Annotated in this window: 22 protein-coding genes; all 22 read right to left on the bottom strand. The window is 61.2% G+C overall.

Annotated features, from left to right (window positions below; genetic code table 11):
- The 22 genes from AC07NR_RS10995 to tssA all read right to left on the bottom strand — a co-directional run bounded on the left by AC07NR_RS10995 (nucleotide 1) and on the right by tssA (nucleotide 25,284).
- The gene (locus AC07NR_RS10995; RefSeq protein ID WP_495078560.1) at nucleotides 1-2,037 is read right to left on the bottom strand and encodes a type VI secretion system Vgr family protein; all 2,037 of its coding nucleotides are present in this window, start codon (nucleotides 2,035-2,037) and stop codon (nucleotides 1-3) included.
- A gap of 28 nt (nucleotides 2,038-2,065) precedes the next feature.
- Entirely contained in the window at nucleotides 2,066-3,067 is a 1,002-nt protein-coding gene (locus AC07NR_RS10990; protein WP_495078559.1) for a serine/threonine-protein kinase, read from the bottom strand.
- Entirely contained in the window at nucleotides 3,064-3,792 is a 729-nt protein-coding gene (locus AC07NR_RS10985) for a PP2C family protein-serine/threonine phosphatase (RefSeq protein ID WP_039765158.1), read from the bottom strand. The genes AC07NR_RS10990 and AC07NR_RS10985 overlap by 4 nt, the downstream gene beginning before the upstream one ends.
- Entirely contained in the window at nucleotides 3,792-7,331 is a 3,540-nt protein-coding gene (gene tssM, locus AC07NR_RS10980) for a type VI secretion system membrane subunit TssM (protein WP_495078558.1), read from the bottom strand. Before tssM ends, AC07NR_RS10985 begins: the two co-directional genes overlap by 1 nt.
- A gap of 13 nt (nucleotides 7,332-7,344) precedes the next feature.
- Nucleotides 7,345-8,220 carry a type IVB secretion system protein IcmH/DotU gene (gene icmH / locus AC07NR_RS10975; protein ID WP_085708839.1) on the bottom strand — a complete coding sequence of 292 codons (876 nt, stop codon included), beginning with the start codon at nucleotides 8,218-8,220 and terminating at the stop codon, nucleotides 7,345-7,347.
- A gap of 5 nt (nucleotides 8,221-8,225) precedes the next feature.
- Nucleotides 8,226-9,557: a type VI secretion system baseplate subunit TssK gene (gene tssK / locus AC07NR_RS10970; protein WP_085708838.1), complete on the bottom strand. Its 1,332-nt coding sequence runs from the start codon at nucleotides 9,555-9,557 to the stop codon at nucleotides 8,226-8,228.
- Between the two features lie 2 nt (nucleotides 9,558-9,559).
- The gene (gene tssJ / locus AC07NR_RS10965) at nucleotides 9,560-10,060 is read right to left on the bottom strand and encodes a type VI secretion system lipoprotein TssJ (RefSeq protein WP_423204555.1); all 501 of its coding nucleotides are present in this window, start codon (nucleotides 10,058-10,060) and stop codon (nucleotides 9,560-9,562) included.
- A gap of 5 nt (nucleotides 10,061-10,065) precedes the next feature.
- A complete protein-coding gene (gene tagH, locus AC07NR_RS10960) occupies nucleotides 10,066-11,259 on the bottom strand; it encodes a type VI secretion system-associated FHA domain protein TagH (RefSeq protein ID WP_085708836.1) in 1,194 nt (397 codons plus the stop codon).
- 18 nt (nucleotides 11,260-11,277) lie between these two features.
- Entirely contained in the window at nucleotides 11,278-11,418 is a 141-nt protein-coding gene (locus AC07NR_RS10955; protein ID WP_003229566.1) for a hypothetical protein, read from the bottom strand.
- Nucleotides 11,419-11,511: 93 nt separating this feature from the next.
- On the bottom strand, nucleotides 11,512-13,032 hold the full coding sequence (locus AC07NR_RS10950; RefSeq protein WP_495078557.1) for a sigma-54 interaction domain-containing protein: 1,521 nt from the start codon (nucleotides 13,030-13,032) through the stop codon (nucleotides 11,512-11,514).
- Nucleotides 13,033-13,042: 10 nt separating this feature from the next.
- The gene (gene tssH, locus AC07NR_RS10945) at nucleotides 13,043-15,700 is read right to left on the bottom strand and encodes a type VI secretion system ATPase TssH (RefSeq protein ID WP_495078556.1); all 2,658 of its coding nucleotides are present in this window, start codon (nucleotides 15,698-15,700) and stop codon (nucleotides 13,043-13,045) included.
- A gap of 11 nt (nucleotides 15,701-15,711) precedes the next feature.
- Nucleotides 15,712-16,719 carry a type VI secretion system baseplate subunit TssG gene (gene tssG / locus AC07NR_RS10940; protein WP_085708833.1) on the bottom strand — a complete coding sequence of 336 codons (1,008 nt, stop codon included), beginning with the start codon at nucleotides 16,717-16,719 and terminating at the stop codon, nucleotides 15,712-15,714.
- A complete protein-coding gene (gene tssF / locus AC07NR_RS10935; protein WP_007954380.1) occupies nucleotides 16,683-18,470 on the bottom strand; it encodes a type VI secretion system baseplate subunit TssF in 1,788 nt (595 codons plus the stop codon). Before tssF ends, tssG begins: the two co-directional genes overlap by 37 nt.
- Nucleotides 18,471-18,598: 128 nt before the next feature.
- Nucleotides 18,599-19,024, bottom strand: coding sequence for a hypothetical protein (locus tag AC07NR_RS10930; protein ID WP_248740384.1), 426 nt, complete (start codon nucleotides 19,022-19,024; stop codon nucleotides 18,599-18,601).
- The gene (locus AC07NR_RS10925; protein ID WP_248740383.1) at nucleotides 19,021-19,236 is read right to left on the bottom strand and encodes a hypothetical protein; all 216 of its coding nucleotides are present in this window, start codon (nucleotides 19,234-19,236) and stop codon (nucleotides 19,021-19,023) included. Before AC07NR_RS10925 ends, AC07NR_RS10930 begins: the two co-directional genes overlap by 4 nt.
- 56 nt (nucleotides 19,237-19,292) lie before the next feature.
- The gene (locus tag AC07NR_RS10920) at nucleotides 19,293-19,706 is read right to left on the bottom strand and encodes a hypothetical protein (RefSeq protein WP_248740382.1); all 414 of its coding nucleotides are present in this window, start codon (nucleotides 19,704-19,706) and stop codon (nucleotides 19,293-19,295) included.
- Nucleotides 19,703-20,671 carry a DUF6402 family protein gene (locus tag AC07NR_RS10915; RefSeq protein WP_495078555.1) on the bottom strand — a complete coding sequence of 323 codons (969 nt, stop codon included), beginning with the start codon at nucleotides 20,669-20,671 and terminating at the stop codon, nucleotides 19,703-19,705. Before AC07NR_RS10915 ends, AC07NR_RS10920 begins: the two co-directional genes overlap by 4 nt.
- 57 nt (nucleotides 20,672-20,728) lie before the next feature.
- Nucleotides 20,729-21,253: a PAAR domain-containing protein gene (locus tag AC07NR_RS10910; protein WP_495078554.1), complete on the bottom strand. Its 525-nt coding sequence runs from the start codon at nucleotides 21,251-21,253 to the stop codon at nucleotides 20,729-20,731.
- 11 nt (nucleotides 21,254-21,264) lie between these two features.
- Complete coding sequence (tssE, locus tag AC07NR_RS10905; RefSeq protein ID WP_102688426.1) at nucleotides 21,265-21,672, bottom strand: type VI secretion system baseplate subunit TssE; 408 nt, start codon at nucleotides 21,670-21,672, stop codon at nucleotides 21,265-21,267.
- A gap of 9 nt (nucleotides 21,673-21,681) precedes the next feature.
- Nucleotides 21,682-23,157 (bottom strand): type VI secretion system contractile sheath large subunit, encoded by a 1,476-nt coding sequence (tssC, locus tag AC07NR_RS10900; RefSeq protein WP_085708829.1) that lies wholly within the window; start codon nucleotides 23,155-23,157, stop codon nucleotides 21,682-21,684.
- Nucleotides 23,158-23,185: 28 nt separating this feature from the next.
- Nucleotides 23,186-23,689: a type VI secretion system contractile sheath small subunit gene (tssB, locus tag AC07NR_RS10895; RefSeq protein WP_003229587.1), complete on the bottom strand. Its 504-nt coding sequence runs from the start codon at nucleotides 23,687-23,689 to the stop codon at nucleotides 23,186-23,188.
- 32 nt (nucleotides 23,690-23,721) lie between these two features.
- The gene (gene tssA / locus AC07NR_RS10890) at nucleotides 23,722-25,284 is read right to left on the bottom strand and encodes a type VI secretion system protein TssA (protein ID WP_248740379.1); all 1,563 of its coding nucleotides are present in this window, start codon (nucleotides 25,282-25,284) and stop codon (nucleotides 23,722-23,724) included.
- Between the last annotated feature and the right edge of the window lie 328 nt (nucleotides 25,285-25,612).

The raw sequence follows: 25,612 nt of genomic DNA, 5'->3' as shown, positions 1-25,612 counted from the left end.
TCACTCAGAAAACACAAAAAAAGCCTTCGGCTTAACCTTCTCAGGCGGCGCATTCAACAACGCCTGATCCATCAAACTCCCCGCCTTATCCTTATCCGCCGCCCCCGGCAGCACCGGCGGTTTGATCCCGATGCCAGTGCCTGCTCCCGGCGAGCCCCCGGCGTTGATCTTCACCACCGGCCCAACCACCGTCACCCCACCGCCATCGAGCTTGATGAAACTGCCGCCGCCGAGAATCGTCAGCTCAGTCCCCGCCTCAATGACAATCTTGTCCCCAGCCTTGATGTGTATCTCTTTCCCGGCACTGGTCAGTTGTGCAGTCCCGAGCTTCACATGCTGGTTCTCACCAATGGTCAGGTGGTCGTCCATCCGTGCTTCGATCTTGCGGTCGCTGATGGTGGTTCGGTGTTCTTCGGCCTTCAGTTCGGTGTAGGTGTTCTTCACCACGGTGTCGTGGCGTTCGTTGCCGACGCGGATTTTCTGGTCGTGTTCGACGTTTTCATCCCAGTCACGCTGGGCGTGGATGAAGATTTGTTCGGCGCCTTTTTTGTCTTCGATGCGCAGTTCGTTGTAGCCACCGCCGCCCGGGGAGCTGAGGGTTTTGAAGACGCTGCGGGTTTTGTTCGCCGGCAAGGCGTACGGCACCGGGTTTTCCTTGTGGTACAGGCAGCCGGTGACCAGTGGCTGGTCGGGGTCGCCTTCGAGGAAGGTGACGAGGACTTCCATGCCGATGCGCGGGATCGAGATGGCGCCGTAGCGGTCGCCGGCCCAACTGCTGGAGACGCGCAGCCAGCAGCTGGTTTTATCGTCGGCCTGGCCTTCGCGGTCCCAGTGGAATTGCACCTTGATGCGGCCGTACTGGTCGCAGTGGATTTCTTCGCCCTTGGGGCCGGTGACCATGGCGGTCTGGCTGCCGAGCACGCGGGGTTTCGGGTGTTCGAGGGCCGGGCGGTAGAACACGTCCCACGGGGTGGCGAGGAAGCGGTTGCGGTAGCCCTGGTGGAAGTCGTCCTTGTTGTCGGTGGTGTCGCTGGTCACCGACTCTTCGAGGACTTGCGGTTGTTTGCCTTCGTGGAAGATTTCGGTGAACAGCCACAGGTCGTTCCACTCGCTGCGCGGGTGGTCGGACATTTCCATGAAGTGGCCGCTGACCAGTTTGGTCTGGTCGCTGCGGCCTTCGGCCTGACGGTAGTCGGCGCGGTGACGTTCGAGGGCGCGCTGGCTGAGGAACTTGCCGCGCGCGCGGTCGATGAAGCGGCCGGGGTAGTCGTAGTCTTCGAGATCCGGCTCAGTGCTCTCGCCGTCCGGTTTGTATGCGGCCTCCATTTGCAGGCGCGGTTTTTCGAAGTCGTAGTCGCGGCGGGTGGTGCGGCTGGTGCGGGTTTCCAGACGCAGCCGGAAGCCTTTGATCACCGGCTCTTCGGCGACCATGCCGCTACCCTGCACATACGCGGTCGGCTGGCCGAGGTTCGGGAACACGGTCTGGTCATCGCCGAACACCAGCAGGTGGCCTTTCTTGCTGTGCTGGAAGTGGTAGTGAATGCCCTCCTCCTCGCACAAGCGCTGGACGAAGTGCAGGTCGGTTTCGTCGTACTGCACGCAGTAGTCGCGATCCGGGCACGGCTGGCTCAGTTGAAAGCTGTAGGCGTTGCCCTTGATGCCGTGCTCGTCGAGGATCAGCGCGATGATTTTCGGCGCCGACATCTGCTGGTAGATGCGCTGGTTGGTGCGGTGATGCAGGTATTGCAGCTGCGGCACCAGCGAGACTTTGTAACGGGTCAGGCGCTTGCCGGCATCGCCCTGGGCGACGCGGTAGATCTGGCCGTGGATGCCCGAGCCTTGCGGGTCGAGGGCGAGGAACGCCTGCTTGTGCAGGAGTTTTTCCAGGTCCAGATCCGGGTTTTCGCTGACCAGTTCCAGGTCGAAACGGAACGGCTGGCTGATGCCTTCGGTGCCGGTGAACGACAGCACTTGCAGGTCGCCCACGTAGTCTTCGACCGTCAGGCTGAAGTGCGTTTCGTTAGCTGGGTTGAACATAGTGTGCTCCCTGTTCGAATGTCATCCGTTACGCCCGCAGTCGCAAACGCTGCAACCAGGACGAAGTGGCGCCCAAGGCGTCACGCAATTGGTCGGCGGAAATGTTGCGCTCTGCCGCGTCAAAGGCCAGCGCGGTGCGCAGCGCGGGCCAGCAGTGTGTCGGCAGATTTGCCGGCGCTTGCAGTTCGCGATCCAGGTGTTCGTCACGGGCCTGGGTCGAGGGCAAGCGGCGGAACGGGTGTTTGCCGCCCGCCAGTTCATAAATCACGCAGGCTACGCCGTACACGTCTGCGCTGGCCGACAACGGTTGGCCCTCAAGCAGTTCGGGGGCGGCGTAGCCCGGGGTCCAGGCGTTGAAGCGCTCGCGGCTCAGGTGCGGCAGGCCGGGCAGGATGCCCTCCTCGGCTTGCCCGAGACCGAAGTCGAACAGGCGCACGCCGTCTTCGCAGAGCATGACGTTGCTCGGTTTCATGTCACCGTGCAGCACGCCGCGACGGTGGGCGTAGGCCAGCGCGTCGAGCAGCGGCAGCGCGATGTCGCGCAGTTCTTTCCACGGCAGGCCCAGCGGCCGCTCGCAGAGCAGTTTGTCCAGGGTCAGGCCACGCATGAGTTCCATGGTGATGAAGGCCCGCTGGCAATCGGTGTCCACTTCGAACGTGTGCGGTCGCAGCACGTTGTCGTGGCGCAGGCGTCGGGTCAGGGCGAACTCGCTGTAGAGCACGGCACTGGCGTCCGGCGACTCGGCAAATTCTTCGCTGAGGATTTTCAGCGCAATGTAAGGATCGGGATCGCCGAACTGTTCGTGCAGCAGATCCCGGGCCCGGTAAACCGCACCCATGCCGCCGGCCCCGAGCAGACGCTCAAGGTGATAGCGGCCGGCGAGTACGTCCGGCAGTACACCGATGCTGGCCTTGGTCGGCGCCAGCAAAGGCTCTGCCTTGTTTTCCCTGGCGAAGGCGAAGTAGGTCAGGTTGTTGGCCTGCTCTTCGCTCATCAGCAAGTCGTCGACTGAGGATTCGATTTCAGTCATTGGCGGATCACCACGGCAGTCAAGTTGTCCCGGGCGGCACCCCGCAGGGCGCCGTCGAACAGACGTTCCAGCGCCACATGCGGCGCCGCCAGGCTGAGGGCATTGCCGAGGGCATCGCTGCTCAGGCCTTGATACAAACCATCGCTGCACAGCAGGAACACATCGCCCGGATAGACCTCAAGCTCCAGCACATCCAGGGTCAGTTGTTCCGCCGCTCCCACCGCCCGGGTCAAGGCCTGGGCCGCGGGGTGCGCCGCCGCCTGCTCGACGCTCATCTGTTGCTCGTCGATCAGTTGCTGCTGCAGCGAATGGTCCTTCGACAGCTGATACAGCCGCTGGCCGCGCCACATGTAGCAACGGCTGTCGCCGGCCCAGATGCAGGCCGCACGATTGCCTTCCACCAGCAGCGCCACGACGGTGCTGCCCATGATGCTGTCGTGACGCCCGGCAGTGACGGTCAACTCCTGCCCCAGGCGCCGGTTCAGCCAGTGCAGGCACTGGCGGATGGCTTTGAGGCGTTCGTCGAAGTCTTCGTGCTGCGGCAGTTCAGCCAGGCTGGCGACGATCAACTGGCTGGCGATATCGCCCCCCTGATGACCGCCCATGCCGTCCGCGACCACCCACAGCCCATGCTGCGGGGTGTCGAGGAAGGCATCTTCGTTGCGCGACCGCACCTTGCCCGGGTCGGTTCGCGCCGCGCTGCGCCAGGGACTGGCCACCAGCATCAGAGCTGCACCGGCATACGGAAGGTGCGCATCACGCCCATGTCGAACGGGTTCGGCGTGCGCTGGCTGGTCAGCAGGTAGTTGGCGCGCAGGCCACCCACGTCGGCTTTCAGCACCAGCACGTCGCGACCGGTCAGGTACTCGGTCTGCATCAGGTCGAACAGACGGAACAGCGACCACGGGCCGGAGTTCTTCTCGATGCCGATCGGGCGGCCGGCCATCTTGTCCATGACGAGGCTGGTGCGACCGTCTTCAGCATCGGTCGGCCATTTGAAGTTCATCGGCAGGATCGGACCGTGGCGGTATTCCATGGTCTTGTCGCCAAACTTGAACTCGGAACGGCTGACCGCCGGATCGAGGGTGTACGGCTCAAGCTTGAACTGCACGGTCGGCTCGGCCGGGTTGATCGAGAAGAAGCTCTGGCGAATGTTCAGTGCAGCCGCCATCTGGTCGAGGAAGACCTTGGACACCGGCAGGCTGCGACCGTCGATGCTGCGCATCCGGTAGTTGCCCGGATCACCGCTGACGAATGGACGCATGTAGTTGTCGAAGAAGCGGTCGATGGTGCCTTGAGCCCGGAAGAACTCGCGGAAATCGCTGATCGCCACATCGCTGGTGCTCGATGCGCTGAACGGGTAACGCTGGTTGATGGTCTTGCCATACACGCTGTACAGCTCGCTCTGATAGCGGCCGTTCAGGTATTGGTAGGCATCGTTGAGCACCAGGCGCCACGAGTCTTCGGCCAGCACGTTGAACCACACGCTCAGCGGACGCGGCAGACGACCCGACGCATTGCGCAGGTTGGTCAGCGCATCACGCTGGCCGCTCATGCGGGTCTTGGCCAGTTCGAACGCGGCCTGCTCTGGCGTGCTGGAACGGGCGAGGCCCGCCAGTTGCAGTTGCAGGTCGTTGAGTGCGGTGAAGGCCGGGGTCAGGTCAGCGGCCGGGCCGTTGTTGTCGTCGAGCAGTTTATGCAGTGGCTCGAAGCGACGTTGCAGGGCCTTCTTGGCGGTGTCCGGCAGGTTTTTCGCCACGTTCATGGCCGCAGCCTTGTCCGTCAACGCCGAAGCGAGTTTGCCGACCTTGCCCAGTTTGCCCTTCTGCCCCGCCAGCGCATCGGCGGCGTCACCGGCTTCATCCACCGGCTCAGGAGCCGCCGGGAAGCGGGTGTTTTCGCGAACTTCGGTCAGCAGCGCCAGCACCGGCGAGTTGGCCGAAGTCAGGCCCGCCAGTTGCTCGGCGCCTTCACCGGCATCGCTGATCGGCGGCAGCGCCACCTGGCCAACGGCCTCGCTCCAGTAGTTGGCGTAGTCGCGGAAGTACAGTTGCTCCAGCTCGACCATCAGGCGACGCAGATCCATGTCGCTGATGCCCGCGCCTTCGCCCAGTACCCAGTTGTCACGCAGGATGTCGGTGACCAGCGCCGAACCCTGCACCGAGAAATACTGCTGATAACCGGTCTGGGTGTAGAAACCCGGAATCACGTATTCGGTGCCGATGAACAACGAACCCTGCGGGCCGAGGTGCTGGCTGAAACGGTAGTCCGGCAGGTTGCGTGCCTGCTCGCGGAGCATGCGGTAAACCACAGCCGCCAGCGATTCACTGCGCAGAACCTGACGGGCCTGAGTCACCAGTTGCTCGTTGAGCGGATAGATAAACGGCAGCTTCAGCAGACGCTCAAGGTGCGCATTCAAACCGTTCTGCACCGCAGTGTTGCCGGTGTAGCGCTGGGACCAGTCAGTGGCGACCCAATCCTTGAGCCATGCCGCATCGCGGCGATCCTTCATGTTCAGCATCAGGTACGCGCGCAGGCTGTTGATCAGCTTTTCGCGGTCCTTCATGTTGGCGCGGATCTGGCCTTCGAGCATGGTGGCGACGCGCGGCAGCAGTTGCTTTTCAAGCTCGCGCTCGTAAGCCTCCTTGACCACCGGATTGACGTCCTGGCCCTGATACAGACCGACGCGCTCGTGGTACGCAGCGTCGCCCTTCTTCGGGAACACCTGGGTCGCGGCGTAGCTGGTGTCGAGGGTTTTCAGCGTGCCCATGGCATCGTCGCGCGGCGACAGTGCCGTGCGCTGCTGCGTCCAGTTCTGCGCCAGGTTGCGCAGGTTTTCCAGACGCTCCCAGTTGGCCGAGAAACCACCGGCCCAGAGCATACCGAACAGCACCAGCGCGCCCAGTGCACCGACGTACAACGCACGCTGACCCCAATGGATGCGGCTGCGCTCGCGCTTGTCCAGCCCGGCCAGATCGGCTTCGGGGAAAATCACCCGGCTGAGCAAGTGGTGGATGAAACGCGAACGACCACTGCGCAGGGTCGGCAGCACGCCGGCGCTCATGCCCAGACTGGCGCCGATGCCGGCGGTGGTCGAATCCATTTCCTGGGTCAGGTGCGGTGCGCTGGTCAGGTAGAAACCACGCAGTTGTGTCGCACGCTGGTAGCGGTTGCCGGTGAACGCCATGTCGACGAACAGGCACAGGCGCTCGCCGATCTGCCCCATCTGGTGCGGGAAGTCGAGGATGCGGCCACGGCGCTGGGTGTCGCGCTCGGAGTGCATGCGCATGATCACCTGGCTGTTGAGGCGACGCAGCAGCTCTTCGAACTCGCCGCGCAGCACAGCCACGTCGGTGCCGACCTGATCCTTGCGGAAACTGGTACCCAGCACCTGATCGCTTTCTTCGCGGGTCAGTTGATCGAAGAACTCGTCGAAGCCCAGCAGCTTGTCAGCCTTGCTCAGCACCAGATACACCGGCACGTCGACGTGCAGCTTCTGATACACGTCTTGCAGACGCGCGCGCACCTGGCGGGCCAGGGTGTCGATGTCCTGCTCGCTGCCACCGGTGAGGGTTTCCACCGGAATGGTCACCAGCACGCCGTTCAGCGGACGACCGCGACGACGCTTGCGCAGCAGCTCCAGCAGAGTGGTCCAGGCGCTGCCGTCGACTTCCGAATCCGGTTGGGTCAGGTAGCGGCCGGCGGTGTCGATCAGCACACCGTGGTCGGCGAAGTACCAGTCGCAGTGGCGGGTGCCGTGGGTATCACGGGTCAGCTTGCGGTCGATCTTGTTGATCGGGAATTCCAGCCCGGAGAAATCCAGCAGGCTGGTCTTGCCGCTGGCCTGCGGGCCGATCAGCAAGTACCACGGCAAGTCACTGCGCCAGCGCTCGCTGCGGCCGCGATACAGGCTCGAAGTCTTGAGGGTTTTCAGGGCGTCCTTGAAACGCTCCTTCAACTCTTTCTGCTCTTCTTCGATCAGGTCGTCGCGACGGATACGGTCCTGGCCGTCTTCGGTTTCCTCGACGGCTTTCTTGCGGATACCGGCGCGCCAGCTGACGAAGACCATGGTCAGGCCCCAGATCAGGAACAGCACGGCGATGGTCAGCAAGCGCGAGGTCGAACTCTCCCAGAACTTGTAGTCGTCCACTGCCAACAATGGGCCGACAAACCACACCAGCAGCGCCACGAACAGCACCAGCAGCAAGGTCCAGACCCAGGTCTGGCGCAGGAAGGCGCCGACTTTCTTGAAAAACTTTTTCATCACACGTCCCTGTTTACGGCTGCGACTGCGGCTGGACCGCGGCCGGATCAAGCGGCTGATAAGGTTGCAGAACGGTGTCGCGCTGCTCGCCCAAGACCCAGGCGAAGCCCGAATACATCATCACCAGGCAGACGAAGGTGAACAGCACCACCATCCACGCCGGCACGATGCGCACCAGATTGCGGCGCTGATCGTTGAGGCCTTCCCACTGCGGCGACAATTCACGCGGCACGTCGCCACGCAACTGACGGATCTGCCGGTACAGGGCGTCGCGGATGCCTTCGAGTTCCAGCATGCCGCGGGCCTGCACGCGGTACTTGCCCTCGAAACCGAGGGACAGGCACAGGTACATCAGCTCCAGCATCGGCAGGTGCTTGACCGGGTTTTTCGACAGACGATCGAGCAGCTGGAAGAACTTCTCGCCGCCGAAGGTTTCGTTGTGGAAGCTGCTTAGCAGGCTCATCTGCGACCACTCGCTTTCGTTGCCCCACGGCGTGGTCACGACGGCTTCGTCGACCACAGTGCAGAGCACGTAACGGGCGGCCATCACCTGGCTGCTTTCGGCGCCGTTGTGCAGGGCGCGCACTTCGAACAGTTTGAGCCCGGCGGTCAGGCGCTCGTTCAGCGCGTAGAGGTCTTCGCGGGTTTCGCTGTGCTTGAGGCGCACCACTTCCGACAGCAGGTCGGACGACGCCGCCACCAGCGAATTGAGACTGATGTTGAAGGCTTCCGCCGGGCGCAGGCGCGCGGCGTAGATCATCCGTTCTTCCAGTTGTTCGAAGCGCGGCGGCGCGGCGAAGTCGGTCAGCGGACTCGCCGCCGGGCCATGGCCCTGACGGTCGAGCAGGACGGTTTTGTCGTCCTGGTTGTGTTCCATGTCCTTGATCATGTCGGTCAGTTCCTGATGGCCCAGAATTTCAGTTCAAGCTCGGCGAATTCGCCGGACACGTGGAACGCGAAGCCGCCGGAGCGCTCGAGTTGCGCCAGGTCTTCGGAACTGAGTTCGAGGATGAAATAGGTTTTGTTGGAGTGGAACGCGATCTGCCGCGGGGCCACCGGCAACGGTTTGACCTTGATCCCCGGCAAGTGCAGGTTGACCAGTTGGCGGATGCGCTCCACCGGGCCGACCTTGAGGTGCGCAGGCAAGCGGTTGCGCAGTTCTTCGGAGTCGCAGTTGGCACTGGCTGCCAGCACGAACGACGCCGAGCCCAGCAGTTTGTGGTCGTGCAGCGGCGACACGATGATCCCGTACTGACGCGCCTGCAGGATCAGTTCGATGGCGTGTTGTTCCAGCACCATCGACAGCACCTGACGGATCGACTCCATCAGTTTGCGGAAACTCGCACCCTGGTCGGCGTGGGAGTAACGGCTGTCCAGACGCGGGCGTTTGCTGTCGCTGGAGAAAGTCGCCAGATCGCCGAGCATGGTCAGCAGCGTGCGGTACAACTCTTCCGGGTGAACCTGCTCCAGGCCCAGGTAGTGGCGCAGCAGCAGTTCGGTGCGGTTGATCAGTTGCAGCATCATGAAGTCGCCGATTTCCGCGCCGCCGACCTTGCCGTTCGAACGAATCCGCTCGGCAATGGTGTCGCCCCGGTGACCGAGCATGCTGATCACTTCTTTCAGGCACGACAGCAGGTAGCTGGAGGCGTGGGCCTGAATGTAGGTCGGCACGAAGTCCGGGTCGAGGCTGATCACGCCGTCCGGCGTGGTATCGAGCACGTCGCAGATCTTCAGCTTCACGTAGGCCTGGTCGCTCTGTTGCTCGCCTAGCAACAGCTTGAAGTCCGGGCGACCGCATTTGACCTGGCTCGCCGAATCGTCGCCGGCGTTGGAGTCGGCCACTTCGGTTTCATAGGCGGTGTAGCGCGCCAGCACGTCGGACTGCTCCGGACGACGGGCCTCGATGTGGTTGCCGGTGACCAGCGGCAGCGCCAGGTAAATCGGCGTATTGCCGGTGTTCGGCGGAATGTCCAGGGCCAGCGGTTCGGTGTTGCCGCCGAGTTCGAACAGGCTGCCGTCCGGCAGGATCCCCGAGGCTTCACTGATTACCAGTTTGCCCATGTTGAGGAACTGCAAGTCGATCTCGAGATTCAGGAAACCCCAGGTGTAACCACCCAGCAACTGGGTGCGGGTCTTCATCTGGTGATCGTAGTAGCGGTCGTTGTGCTGGAAGTGCTGCGGACGCAGCAGCATGCCTTCCTGCCAGATGACTTTATGGGTATTCATGATCAGTCATCCGCCTTGGCGAGCACTTCGTTGGTCTTGCGGATACCGGCCTGATCCAGGGTCAGATCGGCTTCGGTGACTTCCAGTGGCGTGATCGGGAACGTGTGGCGCCATTTGGTTTCCGGCAGGTCGCGATACGCGGCGAGGATGCCGATGTAGCGGCTGCCCTCCTCCACGCTGAGTTTCAGTTCCACGGTTTCACCCGGGCGCAGTTCGAGTTCTTCGCTGGCCACCAGATCCGGGTTGAGGGATTCCTTGGCGCGCTCGTAGAGGCTGAAGAAATCGGCGTTCTCGAAGGTCACCGGGTGCTTGAGTTCGAACAGGCGCACCACGATCGGCGACGGACGACCGTTGAGGTCCGGGTTCAGCTGATCGCTGCCGGTCAGCTTCAGGTTGATCTTGGTCACTTTCGAATACGGCGACAGCGACGAACAACCGGCAAGCAGCACCATCAGGGTGAGCGCGGTCAGCGTCTGGAAAAAAGCGGTCGAGCGGCGAGACATGCGCATCATCCTTGGTGGTCGGTGTGGAGGGTGGAGATCAGGCGGATCTGTTCTTCGTAGGCCTGGGCGAAGTCGCGAGCCAGCAGGCGCTCGCTCCAGTCGTCGTCCTGACGCAGCGCATGGTGGTAGCGGTTGAACGCTCTCCAGCGGCCACCGGAAGTGGCGAGCAACGGCTTGTTGTCGCGCTCGAAACGCAGGGTCAACTGCTCCGGCGAGAAGTGTTCCAGGGTGCCGCGCACCGCCGCACGGCTGGCGGTCAGCAGCGCCACCTGATGCGCCTGCAAGTCGCGGAACGCACGGGAGATCGCCTGCTCTGCCGGCAAGTGCCCCGGCTTGTGCGGCTGCAACAGGATGTCCAGCGCTTCGCTCGGATCGACGGCGAATTTCAGCGGGTTTTTGTTGGTGCCTTGCACGGTGGTCTGGGCCAGACGCAGCTCGTTCTTAAGCTCCGAACGGGTACGCAGGCTCTGTTGCAGGCCGCCGATGCTCTGGCGCAGCAGACGTGCCGCATTGACCGCCAGCGCCTCGCGTTCGTCATGGCTCAGGCCTTTCAGATCGACACCCAGTGCCGCACCGAAGTGATCCCAGAAACCCTGTGGCTGACGCTCGACTTCTTTCGGAGCCGGCGCAGGTTCCGGCTTGGGCTCGACGATCAGCTCCGGCACCATCAGGCTTTCCATGTCGATGCGCGCGTAGTCGGCGCGCTGACGGGAGTCTTCCGGGTCGGTGGTCGGCGCGAGCATTTCCTCGAATTCCGAGTACACGCGCTCTTGCTGCTCCAGCGATTTCAGCGGGTCGAGGTCGAGGAACGCGTCATCCGGAATGATGGTGCCGGCGGCCCGCGGCAGACCTGCTTCACCGTCAAAGGTCGCCGGGTCGCGCACCAGTCGCGCACGAATCTCGAAGTCGCCCAGCACGTAGGTGCTGCCGTGTTCGATGCGCACCGGTTCGCCCTTGTGCAGACGTGCGCCGCTGTCGCCGTCCTGGACACCGTTGCTGCTGGTGTCGGTCAGGAAGAACGTGCCCTCGCGATAACTCACGATGGCGTGGTGGTTGGACAAGTGACGCTTGCGGTCAGGGATGATCCAGTCGCAGTCCTCGCCCCGCCCGATCACGCCGCCGGCCTGTTTGAAGGTCCGCTGGCACAGCTCGGTGGGCACGAACTGCTTGGTGTTCAGCATTTCGAAAACCAATTCCATGTTTGATGCTCCTTGCGGTCACTTGCCGCGATTGACCGCCTGCGGATCACCCAATGGGCGGTAATCGTTATCGTTGAATTTGTAATTGCCGCTACAGCCGCCGAGGCCGCATAGAACGACGAGGGTCAGCAGGACAGCGTGCCAGTGACGAACAGACATCAGAGGGTCTCCAGGTGTAGACAAAGCACAAAGCGCCGACCCTTTCGGGCGGCGCTGATAGAAGCGGACGAGGTGAAACCGACGGACTTTTGCCTACCCATCGAAGTCACCCAGATTGATGTTCAAACGACCGAGCCGATACAGCAGCGTGCGCCGGGGCAGGCCCAGTTCGCGGGCGGCGAGGGTCTGATTGCCGTCGTTCTTGCGCAGGCAATCGAGCAGCAATGTGCGCTCGACTTTCTCCAGGCGTTCGCGCAGGTTCAGGCTGCTGTCGTCCTCGAGCATCGGCTCCATGCGCAGGGAAAAATGCTCGGCCAGCAGCTCGCCGCCTTCGCACAGCAGTACGGCACGCTCGACCAGCGCCTTGAGTTCACGGACGTTGCCGGGGAAGGTGTAACCGGACAGGTGCTCGAGCGCCGAATCGGACCAGCGCACCGGGTCCCGCTGCAAGTAGGCACAGGCCTTCTCGGCGAAATGCTTCGCCAGATCGAGGATGTCGCCTTCGCGTTGACGCAAGGCCGGCAGGACAATCGGGAATTGCGCGAGGCGGTAATACAGGTCCTCGCGGAATTTGCCTTCGCTGACCAGCACCGACAGATCGCGGTGCGTCGCGGCGATGATGCGCACGTCGATCTTGTGGGTATCGTTGGAACCCAGCGGGCGGATCTCGCCTTCCTGCAACACGCGCAGCAGTTTCGATTGCAGCGACAGCGGCATGTCGCCGATTTCATCGAGCAACAGCGTGCCGCCATTGGCTGCGTCGAACAGCCCGGCGCGGTCGCGGTCGGCGCCGGTGAACGCACCTTTGCGATAGCCGAACAGCTCGCTTTCCAGCAGGTTTTCCGGGAACGCCGCGCAGTTCTGCACGATGAACGCCTGGGACCGACGCGGCCCACAATCGTGAATCGCCCGCGCCACGACTTCCTTGCCGGTGCCGGTTTCGCCGCGCAGCAACACGGTGTACGGGCTGTGCAGGACCTTGCTGATCAGCGAATAGGTCTGGCGCATGGCCGCACTTTTACCGATCAGGCCGTAACCGCTGATGCTCGGCACGCTGCGAACCGCCGGCGCAACGGTGTCCACCGGTTGACGCAGGCGTTGCAGCAGATGCAACTGACCGAGCACGAACGAGCCGAGTTGACCGAGGGAATCGGCGAAGCCTTGCAGATCGGTATGACGACGGCTGGCGCACAGCAACAGACCCTCGACGGCCTTCTGCTGATTGACCAGTGGCACACACAACAGCGACTGCCACGGCTTGGCCGACGCCGGCAGGAAACTGGTTTCGTGCAGGCTGCCGCCCAGGTCGTCGAGGCACACCACGCGGTTCTGGCACAGGGCGAATTGCAGCAATTGCTCGCCGTTGTAGTCCGCCGGCAGGCTCGCCGCACCACGCGGTTGCAGCAGGCCGTCGAGGCACTCGGCGTTCATCCCCAGGCACGTGTGGGTGGCATCGAGCAGATACAGCTGCGCCAATTCGCAGCCACTCAACCCGGCCACGCCGCGCACGAAGTCACCCAGCAGCGCAGCACCGTCCGCCGAACGCGACAGGCTGGCGAACTGCGCCAGCAACGCTTCGGCATAGAGCAGTGGCTGCGGCACTTGAGTGAACATCACACTCACCTCAGGCGAACTCGCAGGTCACGCTGGCTTCACCATCGAGCGTCGCATGCACGCGCTTGAGGCTTTCACCGGTGGCCATGGCGTCGAGCAGGCGGTCGGCCACCAGCGGCAGCACGTGCTGGTCGAGCAAGTGGTCGATCAGACGCGCACCGCTTTCGCTCTGGGTGCAGCGCTCGGACAGGTGATCGACGAGGTTCTGGCACCAGCTGAAGTCCAGCTGACGGCGGTTCAGGCGCTCGCCCAGACGACCGAGTTTGATCTCGATCAGTTCGCGCAGCACCGGGCCACCGACCGGGTAGTACGGCACCACTTTCATCCGCGCCAGCAGCGCCGGTTTGAAGTGTTTGCTGAGCACCGGGCGAATGGTTTCTTCCAGCACTTCGGCAGTCGGACGCGCGCCGTCTTCGCAGAGGTCGCTGATCTTGTCGCTGCCCAGGTTCGAGGTCATCAGGATCAGCGTGTTGCGGAAATCGATCTCGCGCCCTTCGCCGTCGTTGGCCACGCCTTTGTCGAAGATTTGGTAGAACAGGTTGAGCACGTCCGGATCAGCCTTTTCGACTTCATCGAGCAGCACCACCGAGTACGGCTTCTGGCGCACCGCTTCGGTGAGCATGCCGCCCTCGCCGTAACCGACGTAGCCTGGCGGTGCACCGATCAGGCGGGAAACGGTGTGCTTCTCCTGGAACTCGGACATGTTGATGGTGGTGATGAAGCGGTCGCCGCCGTACAGCAGGTCGGCGAGTGCCAGGGCGGTTTCGGTCTTGCCGACACCGCTCGGGCCCACCAGCAGGAACACGCCGACCGGTGCGTCAGGCTTGTTCAGGCCCGCAGCGGTGGCGCGCATCGAGCGATCCAGTGCGTGTACGGCTTGTTCCTGACCGCGGATGCGGGTGCGCAGGTCGGTGGCGAAGCTGGCGACCTTGGCGTTGTGCTCGCGGGCCAGTTGCGCCAGCGGCACGCCGGTCCAGGCGCTGATCACTTCGGCCACCAGACGCGGGCAGACTTCGAAGCTGACCAGACGCTCCTTGACCTGAGCGGCGGTCAGGGCGCTGTGGGTTTCGTTGAGTTGCGCTTCCAGCGCTTCAACGCTTTGGCTTTCTTCAACTTCAGCGACCACGGTTTCGATCACCGTGCCTTCGGCGTCTTCTTCAACAGTCACTGTCGGCTCGACCGCCGCCGCTTCACGGGCCTTGGCCAGTTGCTGACGCAGTTCCAGCAGGCGCTCGGCCAGTTGTTTCTGCTCGGTCCACAGGGTTTCCAGTGCGACCATTTCGGTTTCGGCTTCGTCCAGACGCGCTTCCAGTGCCTCCAGCGCTTCGTGGTCGATCAGCAGACCGGCTTCGGCATCGCGGCGCAGGGCCTGAAGCTGACGGCCACCTTCAGCCAGTTCACCACGCAGGCGCTCCAGGCTTTCCGGGGCGGCGGCGAGGCTGATGCGCACGCGGGCGCAGGCGGTGTCGAGCACATCGACGGCCTTGTCCGGCAGTTGGCGACCGGCCAGGTAACGGGCGGACAGCTCGGCTGCCGACACCACTGCGTCATCGCGCAGGTAGATGCCGTGGCTCTTCTCGTAGACCTGAGCCAGGCCGCGCAGGATGGTCACCGCCTCGCTCACGGTCGGTTCGTGCAACTGAACCGGCTGGAAACGACGGGCCAGCGCCGGGTCTTTCTCGAAGTATTTCTTGTACTCGGCCCAGGTGGTGGCGGCGATGGTGCGCAATTCGCCACGGGCCAGCGCCGGTTTCAGCAGGTTGGCCGCATCGGAACCGCCGGCATTGCCACCCGCGCCGATCAGGGTGTGGGCTTCGTCGATGAACAGGATGATCGGCTTCGGCGAGGCTTTGACCTCGTCGATCACGCCTTTCAGACGACGCTCGAATTCACCTTTGACGCTAGCGCCGGCCTGCAACAGGCCCATGTCCAGCGACAGCAGTTCAACACCTTTCAAGACCTGCGGCACTTCACCGGCGGCGATGCGCGAGGCCAGGCCTTCGACGATGGCGGTTTTACCGACACCGGCTTCACCGACCACGATCGGGTTGTTCTTGCGACGACGGGCGAGGATGTCGACCATCTGGCGGATCGCGCCATCGCGGCACAGCACCGGGTCGAGTTTGCCGTCGCGGGCCTGTTGGGTCAGGTTGTGGGTGAAGCGCTCCAGCAGCGATTCGCCCTGGGCGGCCGGTTTGCCATTGGCCGCTGCTTGAGGCTGCTGCGACAAAGCAAATTCTTTCAGGCGATCAATGTTCAGTTTGGCAAGCAACGGCTGGTAGCGGCTGCCGGCGTAACGCATCGGGTTGCGCAGCAGCGCGAGGATCAGCGCCGCGTCTTCGACCGAGGTCTGGCCCAGTTCAAGGTTGGCCACCAGCAGCGCGTCCTGCAGCCATTGCACCAGCTCCGGGGCGAACACCGGGTTGCGCGAAGCGCTGTGCTCGACCCGCGATTGCAGCGCGGCGCTCAGTTCGCCGGCATCAACGTCGGCATCCTGCAGCGCACGGGAGAGCAGACCGTTCGGGCGCTCCAGCAAGCCCAGCATCAGGTCCTCGACCAGAATCTTGCTGCCGCCACGGGCGACGCAGCGCTCGGCCGAACGCTCCAGATCGCGACGGGTTTCGGCGTCCAGCGCCTGGATGAGTTGTTGCAGGTCTACGTTGATCATGGCTCACGTCCTTAATGAATTTTGCTGCCCAGGGTCACCACGCCGTCTGCTTTCTCGCAGCCCAGCCAACTGGTCCAACCCAGGCGACAGTCGTTCTTCTCGCCAATGCGCAGTTCGCGGATTTCTTCCGGGCGCAGCACCAGGCGAATGTCGTAATCGAGCGGGTCACGCAAGGTGAACCGCACCAGCGCGCAGAGCGGCTGGTAACCGAAACCGATGGGCAGGAATTCGTGGAAGCGCTCCCAGTCGAGTTCGGTGATGTGAATGCGGAACTTGCCGCTGCGGTCGCGCACGTGTTCGCCCAGCACCAGGTCTTCACCCAGCACGCTGTTGGCGAAGCCGAGGCGGTTGCGCTGTTCTTCGAGGATTTCCACACGGCGCTCGATGCACTGCTCGATGACCAGGTCTTCGTGCTTGAAGTAGTAACGCAGCACCGCTTCGATCAGTGCCGCCGAGTGCGCCCGCAGGCTGAGCAGGCCGAGGTACGGCAGCAGGCGTTTCCAGTTCAGCTCCTTGGCCCGACGAATCTCGTCGCCACCGAGGCCGATCAGCGCAAACAGCTGCGACGAAAACGGGTCGACCGCGCCGCTCTGGAAGCTCGCGCGATAGCGGTATTTGCGCCAGATCGGCAGCATCAGCCGTTGCAGGCGATGGTGGAACAGATCGAGGAAATTGCGCGTCGGGTTGCCGTCTTCGCTGTCGCCCAGGGCTTGTTCGCCGTAGAACGCCGGCAGCGGCGAACCGGAACCGACCAGGCCGATCAGGTTGAAGCGCAGGCGCGCGCGCATCTGCCCGTGCTCTTCGAAAAACTCCACGCGGTCGACATCGCTGCGCGGAAATCCGAGGCTCGGGTTGGCCTGGAACTCCACCTGGTCGTACAGATCCTCTTCGCTCAGGTACGGGTGCGCCTCGCGCAGCCGGTCGATCACCAGCAGCACGGCCTGAAACAGCGAGTACTCGCGTATTACCTTCGTCAGCCCGCTTAAAGCAGGGGCTGCAGGCCCATACGTGGTGTCCATTGGTACACCTCTCCCTGTGTGCTTTTTACCCGCAGCTCGTGGAATGAATTGAGACTGGCGTAAAGCGCGAAAAACTCGTTGAGAACCGAGGCGAAGACGAACAGGTCGCCCTCACCGATATACCCTTCCGGGTCGATGGTCAGTTCGGTGCGCAGACCGCGCACCGGCAGGCCACGGTGCAACCGGTCGACGTGGTGATGCTTGATCAGTTTCAGACCGCCGAGCAGGCGCTTGCTGACCTTCTCCGCGTGCTGGTCGTAGTAGCGCGGCAGGTCGTAGGTTTCGAGAATCACCTTCAACGCATTGACGTCGGCCAGCGACAGATAGTTGAGCGACATGTTGCTGATCAGCTTCCACAGGAAGTCACGGTTCAGCGGCGGCGCGAAACTCGAAGTGGCCGGGGTGATGTTGCGGAAACTCAGGAACTCCGGGGTCTCTTCGCAGGCCATGCAGATCTGCCCGAGCTTGAGCTTGCGCGGCAGGTTCTGGTTGGTGCAGACCAGTTCGATCGACAGGGTTTCGTGGGCTTCGGTGTGGCGGATGCCGAAGCTCAGGTAGGTGTCGAGACCGTCGTGCAGCAGCGACGAACGCTGGCGGATGCTGTAATGCGGACGGCTGTTGGGCACGTCGAAACTCGGGTCGTGCTCAAAGGATTCGAACGGCACGTACTCCTGATAACCGAGGCCGCCGGGCTTCCAGCCGGTCACGGTTTCCACCGAGAACACACCGCAGTTTTCCAGATCGAATTCCGCCGGCAGCAGCAGGTATTCGTCCTGCTTGCCGTCGAGGCGGATCGGCAGTGCATCGTGCTTGAACAGGTTGACGATCGGCGTGCAGAACAGCTTCACGTTATCCGTCGTCGGACGCATGCGCATGATGCCGCTCTTGCGGATGTCGAAGCGCAATTCCAGGCCGCGCATCTGCTTGAGGGTGTCTTCCGGCAGCGCCTTGAGGATGTCCAGGCCGTGGACATCGACGAACAGGAACTTGTCCTGGAAGGCGAAGTATTCCTGCAGGTAGCGGTAGCCCCGGAAGGTGTTCAGCGGATACGGGATCAACGCCTCTTCTTCGGCAAAGCCCACCGGCTTGACGCGGTCACCCGGAATCTTGAACGCCATCGGCTTGCCGCTCACGCCATCGATCGGCTTGCCGGCACCGTCGAGCGGGATCAGTTCGATGCCGTCGAGGTTGCGCAGCAAGCTCAGGTAGAGCATCTGGCTGATGTAACGCTCGCCGGCAAAGTGCAGGCGCAGCTTGCTCAGCTCCAGCTCGCCGAGGTGGCCGTCGGCACTCATCTCCAGGCGCAGGCTGAGCAACGAGCCGTCGCCCTTCACCGAGTAGTTCAGCGCGGCCAGATCCAGCGCCATGACTTCGGTCGGGTAGCAGGTGCGGAAGCGGCAGCGCACGTCTTCGATCGGCACGCTTTCAATCGGCGTATCACGCTCGACCTTCAGCGCCGGCCCCGAACGCTTGAGCGGATCGAACTGCAGAATGCTGAACGCCGGCAGCGGCCGCATGTAGTTCGGCCACAGCAACTGCATCAGCGAATGACTGAGCTCCGGCAACTCGTCATCGAGCTTCTGGCGCAGCCGCCCGGTCAGAAACGCAAAGCCTTCCAGCAACCGCTCCACATCCGGATCCCGCCCGGCCTGCCCCAGGAACGGCGCCAACGCCGGACTACGCTCGGCGAAACGGCGGCCCAGTTGGCGCAGTGCGGTGAGTTCGCTTTGGTAGTAGTGGTTAAAGGACACGGGTTACCTGCCTGGTAGTGGAACTCATCAAAAAAATATCCTGTAGAGCGCGACCGTCAGGCCTGACACGAGGTAGCCCACAAACAGCCATAGGGCCGTAAGTAGCGCCAGACGGCGACCTGAACTGATCATGCGGCCACCTCTTGCGTAGCACTTACAGTCGATGTCTGGCGCATTAACGCGCGCTTTTCCAGGCGCAGTTCAATGACCTGCGTGGCCAGGATCGCCAGCAACGTGACGCCACCTTGGGCCACGGTGTAGAACAGCGCCCGCAGCGGGTTGGCGGGTACCATCATGAATAGAATCCAGGCGACCATCAGCACGAGCAAAACGAGTTTTGCCCATAGGTTCGGGAAAAGTGCGGCCAGTGCGTTCACCGCAAAAAAAATATAAATGAACATGTAATGAGCGATGCCGATGCCCACACCACGGGTGGTAAAGCCGCCATTGAATGCTTTGTAGGCAACGACCACTGCGTCGTTCAGGAAAACGTATGCAATGCATCCAACAGCATGGAGAGCCAGGTTCATGGCAACGCGGGCGTAGATGTTCATGCTGGCTTCACATTCCCGAACCAAGTGCCTGCACCATGAATTGCGACGACAGATGCCAGGACGAAGTAGGTCAGAAAACGATGCCAGCTCGACTGGCGGGCACGCCGACTCAATGCTGTTAAGCACAGAATCAGGCTCAGGAATGCCAGACAGCCGAACAAATCGCTGTCAGCCACTCCGGCCAGATACCCCTGCATGCCCATCGCACTCATGATTACCGCTCGCTCACGTTTTCAGCTGACATCGCCATACTGTTAAAAACCAACCTTCAATTTTCCAAAACCTTGTAAGGGGTATTGCTAATGAAGAAATCCATCCAGTGTTTTCGTGGATTGGACAATGCCAGCGTGAACTGCTTACTTCTCTTGCTGAACGCAATGAAGATAACGCCCACAGTTTCTTCATCCTCATCCGCACTCATATCCAACGAAACATCTGAAAACAGAGGAGTACGATAAACACGACCAGGGTCATTCAAGTCTGTGAAACGCAAATAAACTGAATCTCTCGGAGTTAAAATCGAACCCGCAGGAACAGACTCTATAAGGTACTGTCCGGACGGACTTTTTTTCGAGACATCAGATGCACGACTCAAAACACCATTTACAACAAAGGCAACAGCAATTGCCAAACTGGCAAAAAGCGCTGCAAAAATTATAAAAGCCTTACGCCATGAATTCATTTTAAAAGGACCTCAATAGGCGCGACTGATACACTTTCGTACAAGATGTCCGAATAAACGCGAAAGTCTCCGCCTTTTTTATTTTGATCCCGATAATCACGAAAATCACTATTTTGAACAAGCATGTAATGCTTGCCTTCCAGTTTTCTATAACGACGTATGGCTTCTTCTTTTTGCTGAGGGGACTGCTGCCCCGTGACCTGCTTGTACGTGGACTCGGCCACCACAGAATTCATTTCGGCAGCCAGCTTGGCGTTTGTTTTAAAACCGACGGCGGGATCAGTAATCAATTTATCAAAGTTCCAGTAGCCTAGAACCTGACTAAAAAGAGCAATGCCATCATTAAAGTCGTAAGCATCTTCAATATAGAAACCAATTTTTGATGGCGTAAATACAATGCTCTTGCCCGTCACGACTACTGAGCCTTCGGCAATGACACGCAAATTGAAGTTAGCGAGTGCTGCTCGAAGCTCGTTTACGTCATCAGCCCCGGTCTGCTCGAACTCGACAACTTTATTGTTGGAGTAACCAAATTTTTCAGCAGCACTGGCCACCCCATTAAAAGCCAGTGGATAACAGCCGGGAGCACTATTGGAAAAAGCCTTGCGCAATCTCTTCTTTATCAGATCGGTCCCAAGGGGACTATTCCAATTTGCCTTGAGTTGTTTGAATGCGGCATTTGCACGCTCAAACCCAAGGACCCAACTCATTTTCACTATGGACTCTTCGATGTATTCTGCCGGTGCAAAAGTTTCATGCCTTTTGACAGCATCATCCATCCCACCACTTTCGTTTGGCCATGGTTTGCCATTGAACCAATGGACCATCAGATCCGCTGCAACAGGCCATTTGAGTTTTCTCATCGTGTTCGGAATATCAGTAATATTGAACTGACGTGCAGTAGCAGTCTGGCCGGACTTGTTACTCGCCGGAGTCATTGTCGTTGCTACTGTCGTTGCAGCCATATTCATATCCCTCTGATATCACTTCACGCAATCCTCGCCAGCTTTAAAGCTCAACAACTAAGCGAGAATAATCCTACTCTGTGGCTGTATGATCAATTCAACTGCTTCTGCGGTAACGGAAAACACTTTTTGAGTTTTCCCGTCGGCACCTGTCACACCGTTTATGATTTTCCCCGAAGCTGTTTTAAGTGTGTATTCCACCCCGGCTAACGGCTTGCCTGTCTCTTCGCAATTGATCACGAAGTGCTCGTTAAATGGCCATTTGAGTTCAACCGGCAACGGCGGCACAAACGGCGCCGGCGAATGCGAATTGCCGATAATCACCGTCCCGGATCCAGCCGTGACTTTATTGCCGTGAGAACCAACCGAACCAACGGTGGCAGCCGGCTTGCCATTGATCAGAACCGTCGTCGCCAGATCGCCGACCAACGCACCACCACACGCGGAGGCATCGCCTTCGCGGGCGGCCGCGAGGCCGTCGAAGAACACGTCGCCGGAACCGGCGGCAATCGGGTTGGTGCCGTGGCCGGGAAGCGGGCAAGCAGTGGGGTCGGATACGCGTGCTGCAGGTTTGCCAGACATCGGGGTTCTCCTTAGGTGACCTTCACTTGACCGCTGCCATCCAGGCGCGCGGCGAAACTGACCTGACGCTTGAAGCCCTCGACTTCCAGCAGGCCTTCGATGCTGAAGGCCAGGCGGAGCTGGTCGTGGTCACGCGGCAGGGAAATGACACGCACGTTGCTCAGGCGCGGTTCGTAGGCTTCGATGAAGCTTTCGATGGCCAGGCGGGCCTGACTCAGGGAGTCGTGCAGGCTCAGGCGCATGTCATTGAGATCGGGCAACCCGTAGTCGGACAGCGTTTGCACGCTGCCGGCCCGGGTGCTGAGCATTTTGGCCAGATGGGCAGCCACCGACGCCATGGCAGAAGCCTCGAGGCTCTTGCCCTTGCGTAGTTCCGCGTCGCCGTTGAGGCGTTCGAAAAGGCTGCCGTATCCGTCCATGAGTCGCTCTTACTCTTTGTCCAGCTTGCCAACCAGCGACAGGGTGAAATCGGCACCCATGTACTTGAAGTGCGGACGCACGTTCAGGCTGACGCGGTACCAGCCCGGCTCGCCTTCAACGTCGCTGACGATCACTTGCGCAGCGCGCAGCGGACGACGGCCACGTACTTCGGCGCTCGGGTTTTCCTGGTCGGCCACGTACTGGCGGATCCACTTGTTCAGTTCCAGCTCGAGGTCGGTACGCTCTTTCCACGAACCGAGTTGCTCGCGCTGCAGCACTTTCAGGTAGTGAGCCAGGCGGTTGACGATCATCATGTACGGCAGTTGGGTGCCGAGCTTGTAGTTCAGCTCTGCAGCCTTGCCTTCTGCGCTGATGCCGAAGAACTTCGGCTTCTGCACGGAGCTTGCGGAGAAGAACGCCGCGTTGTCGGAGCCTTTACGCATGGTCAGGGAGATGAAGCCTTCCTCGGCCAGTTCGTATTCACGACGGTCGGAAACCAGAACCTCGGTAGGAATCTTGGTTTCGATTTCGCCCATGCTTTCGAAGTGGTGCAGTGGCAGGTCTTCAACGGCGCCGCCGCTCTGTGGGCCGATGATGTTCGGGCACCAGCGGAACTTGGCGAAGCTGTCGGTCAGCTTGGTGCCGAACGCGTAAGCGGTGTTGCCCCACAGGTAGTGCTCGTGGCTGTTGGCAACGTTTTCCTTGTACACGAACGATTTGACCGGGTTCTCTTCCGGATCGTACGGGTTACGCAGCAGGAAACGCGGAACGGTCAGACCAACGTAGCGGGAGTCTTCCGAGGTACGGAAGCTCTGCCATTTGGTGAATTGCGGGCCTTCGAAGTGATCTTTCAGATCCTTCAGGTCCGGCAGGCCGGTGAAGCTTTCCAGACCGAAGAATTTCGGGCCGGCAGCGGCGATGAACGGCGCGTGGGACATGCAGGATACGCTGGCCACGTACTGCATCAGTTTCACGTCCGGCGAGCTTGGGGACAGGTAGTAGTTGGCGATGATCGCGCCAACCGGCTGACCACCGAACTGGCCGTATTCAGCGGTGTAGATGTGCTTGTACAGGCCCGACTGCATCACTTCCGGCGAATCTTCGAAGTCGTCCAGCAGGTCGTCCTTGGAGACGTTGAGGATTTCGATCTTGATGTTTTCGCGGAAGTTGGTGCGGTCGACCAGCAGTTGCAGGCCACGCCACGACGATTCCAGCGCCTGGAAGTCCGGGTGGTGCAGGATTTCGTCCATCTGACGGCTGAGCTTGGCATCGATCTCGGCGATCATGCGGTCAACCATGGCTTTCTTGACCGGCTCACCGTTGTTCTGCGGCTTGAGCAGCTCTTCGATGAACGCCGACACACCGCGCTTGGCGATGTCGTAGGCTTCGTCGTCCGGCGTCAGGCGGGTTTCGGCGATGATGCTGTCGAGAATGCTGTATTCGCCGTTTTCGGCGGCGTTCTGTTGTGCTGCGCTAGTGCTCATTGTGTTGGCTTCCTTGGCTGCTGTGGGCTCAGGCGTCCGGGGCTGCGGCGTTCAGGCCCAGCTCACCGAGTACGCGACCGCGGGATTCGTCGTCGGCGAGCACGCCTTCGATGGCTTTACGGAACGCAGGTGCGTTACCCAGCGGGCCTTTGAGGGCCACCAGCGCATCGCGCAGTTCCATCAGTTTTTTCAGCTCAGGCACTTGCTCGACCAGGCTGGCCGGGTTGAAGTCCTTCATGGAGTTGACGCGCAGTTGCACGGCCAGCTCGTCGGCCTCGCCATCTTCCTGCAGACGGTTCGGCACGCTCAGCGTCAGACCCAGCTCTTGCTTGGCCAGCACTTCGTCGAAGGTCATCTTGTCGATGCTGATCGGCTTGCGATCCTCGATCTTGCGATCGTCCTTGCGGTGGGTGTAGTCACCGATTGCCAGCAGCTTCAGCGGCAGTTCAATCTCTTCCTGAGCACCGCCGGTGGCGGGTTTGAAGGTGACGTTGATGCGTTCCTTGGGGGCTACCGAGCCTTCTTTGGCCATGGCTTTTCTCCTTGCGGTTGTGGCCCTGGGGCCTATTCGAGTACCACTTCGAGGTCGAGGTGGCACAGCCTGCGATAAATCTCTTCCTTGCGTTCACGTACGGCATGGTTCTGCGGCAGCAACTCGCAGCAACTGTGCAGCAGGTGCAGCACTTCCAATGCAAGATCGGGCTCCCAGGCGTGCAGGCCTGAGTCCTGTAATGTCTGATCGAGGGTTTCGAGCTGGTTCTTGGCGAGTTCGTATTTCTTGGCCAGGAAGCACAACCGCGCGAGGGCGAACTGCCAGAAGAAGCGTTCGCGGCCGCCATGGGCGGACTGCAATCCTTGCTTGAGGATCTGCACCGCTGGCTTGAGGCCTTCCTTGCGCAGGATCGGCTGGACTTCTTCCAGGGCCTTTTCCCAGGCCGGCTGGGTTTCGGCGTTCTCGGTTTCGGCCTTGCGCGGCGCGCTGGCGCTTTGCAGGTGCGGCATCACGTTGCCGGCGATCCACGCGCGGGTGGACGGATCGGCAAACGGCGCGCCGTCATGGAAACGCAGCTCAATGATGCCGGGCAGGCGCTGAATCAAAAGCGCGAAGTGGATTTCCACTTCGCGCATGGCCAGCTCGGCGTTGAGGTTCTGGAGGCATTCCCAGACCATCCTCTGGCCATCGAACCAGAACGGCGCCTTCGCCAGGCTCGCCTCCAGTTCCACCAGCAGGTCGGCGTATTTGCCCTGATCGAAACGGTCCTGATACTGCTTGAGTTTGTCGACCGGAAGCCCGCGCAGCACGGTGATCTGCTCGGCGTTTCGCTCGGGCACTGCGTCGATGGTCATCCACAGCAAAGTGCGGTTGAGGCGCAGGGCGCGCAGGTCGGTGGCCTTCTGCTTGAGCCACCAGGCGCACAACGGGCGGGCGCTCTCCTGCTGGGCGCGGAGGGCCTTGTGGGCTTCTTTCTCGTTATCGATCGGCGCGCCCGGCGCCAACAGCTGACTGGCGGCCTGTTTGACCTGTGCCACCGCCGCCCCCACGACGCCGGGGGCCGGCTGGTTGTCGGCGGCGCGCTGGATCATGGTTTTCAGGCGGCGGGAGAGCGGCAGCAGCAGCGGCGCATCGTCCCCCAGATGCTCGGTGCAGGCCGCGTCGAGACCGGACAGGTGCTCGGACAACTGCCGGAACATCGGCAGCTGTTCCTTGATCGCGATGTTCTCGGTGATCACCTGCTCCAGACGCGGCACCAGCCAGCCGATGGCGGCGGCCCGGGTACGGGGCTTGAGCGGGTGAACGTCGGCCCAGTTATTTTCCGACAAGTGGTGCAGCAAACCGAGGCCGGCGAGCAGCCCGGGGAAGGATTCACGCTGGTACAGAGACCAGGTCAGCCAGGCGCCGACACGTAGATCCTTGGATTGGGTGCGCAGCAGGTTTTCGCTGTTTTCGCGGATTTTCAGCCAGTCGACCTGCCCGCTTTCGTGCATCGACGAGGCTTTGGCCAGCTCGCTTTCCAACGCCTCGAATTCGCTCGAGAAACGAACGTCTTCGCCCGCAAAATTCTCTTTGGAAACAGAGACTTTAGCGAGTTCGAGGTAATGGGCGGAAAGTTTGCTTGAGTAGGACATCCATGGCCTTTATTTGGATTACGGTCGTGCGCCTATTGGAGTTGCAGCGGCGCGGGGACAGTATCGAAGAGCATTGGGGAGACTCATCCAATTGAGTGTGTGCTCTTTCAAGTGCGCGCATCGTAATCACAATGATGGCCACTAGCAAGCATCCGATTAAACAACAAGACGAACTGTTCATTGGGGTGTGTAGGAGATCGCCCTATATGTCGCAGGGGTTTCCCTGATATCGGTTTATATTTCACATTTTCGGCCTGCTGCCCCGTAAGCATTGATCTAGAGCGCCCAGTGAAAGCCAGCAACAGTGATGGCACGGCCGTTCCATAAA

The organism is Pseudomonas sp. GW821-FHT09C09 (assembly GCF_059418105.1).
Note: the sequence above shows the minus strand (reverse complement) of the source record. Positions and strands in the feature narration are given on the sequence as shown.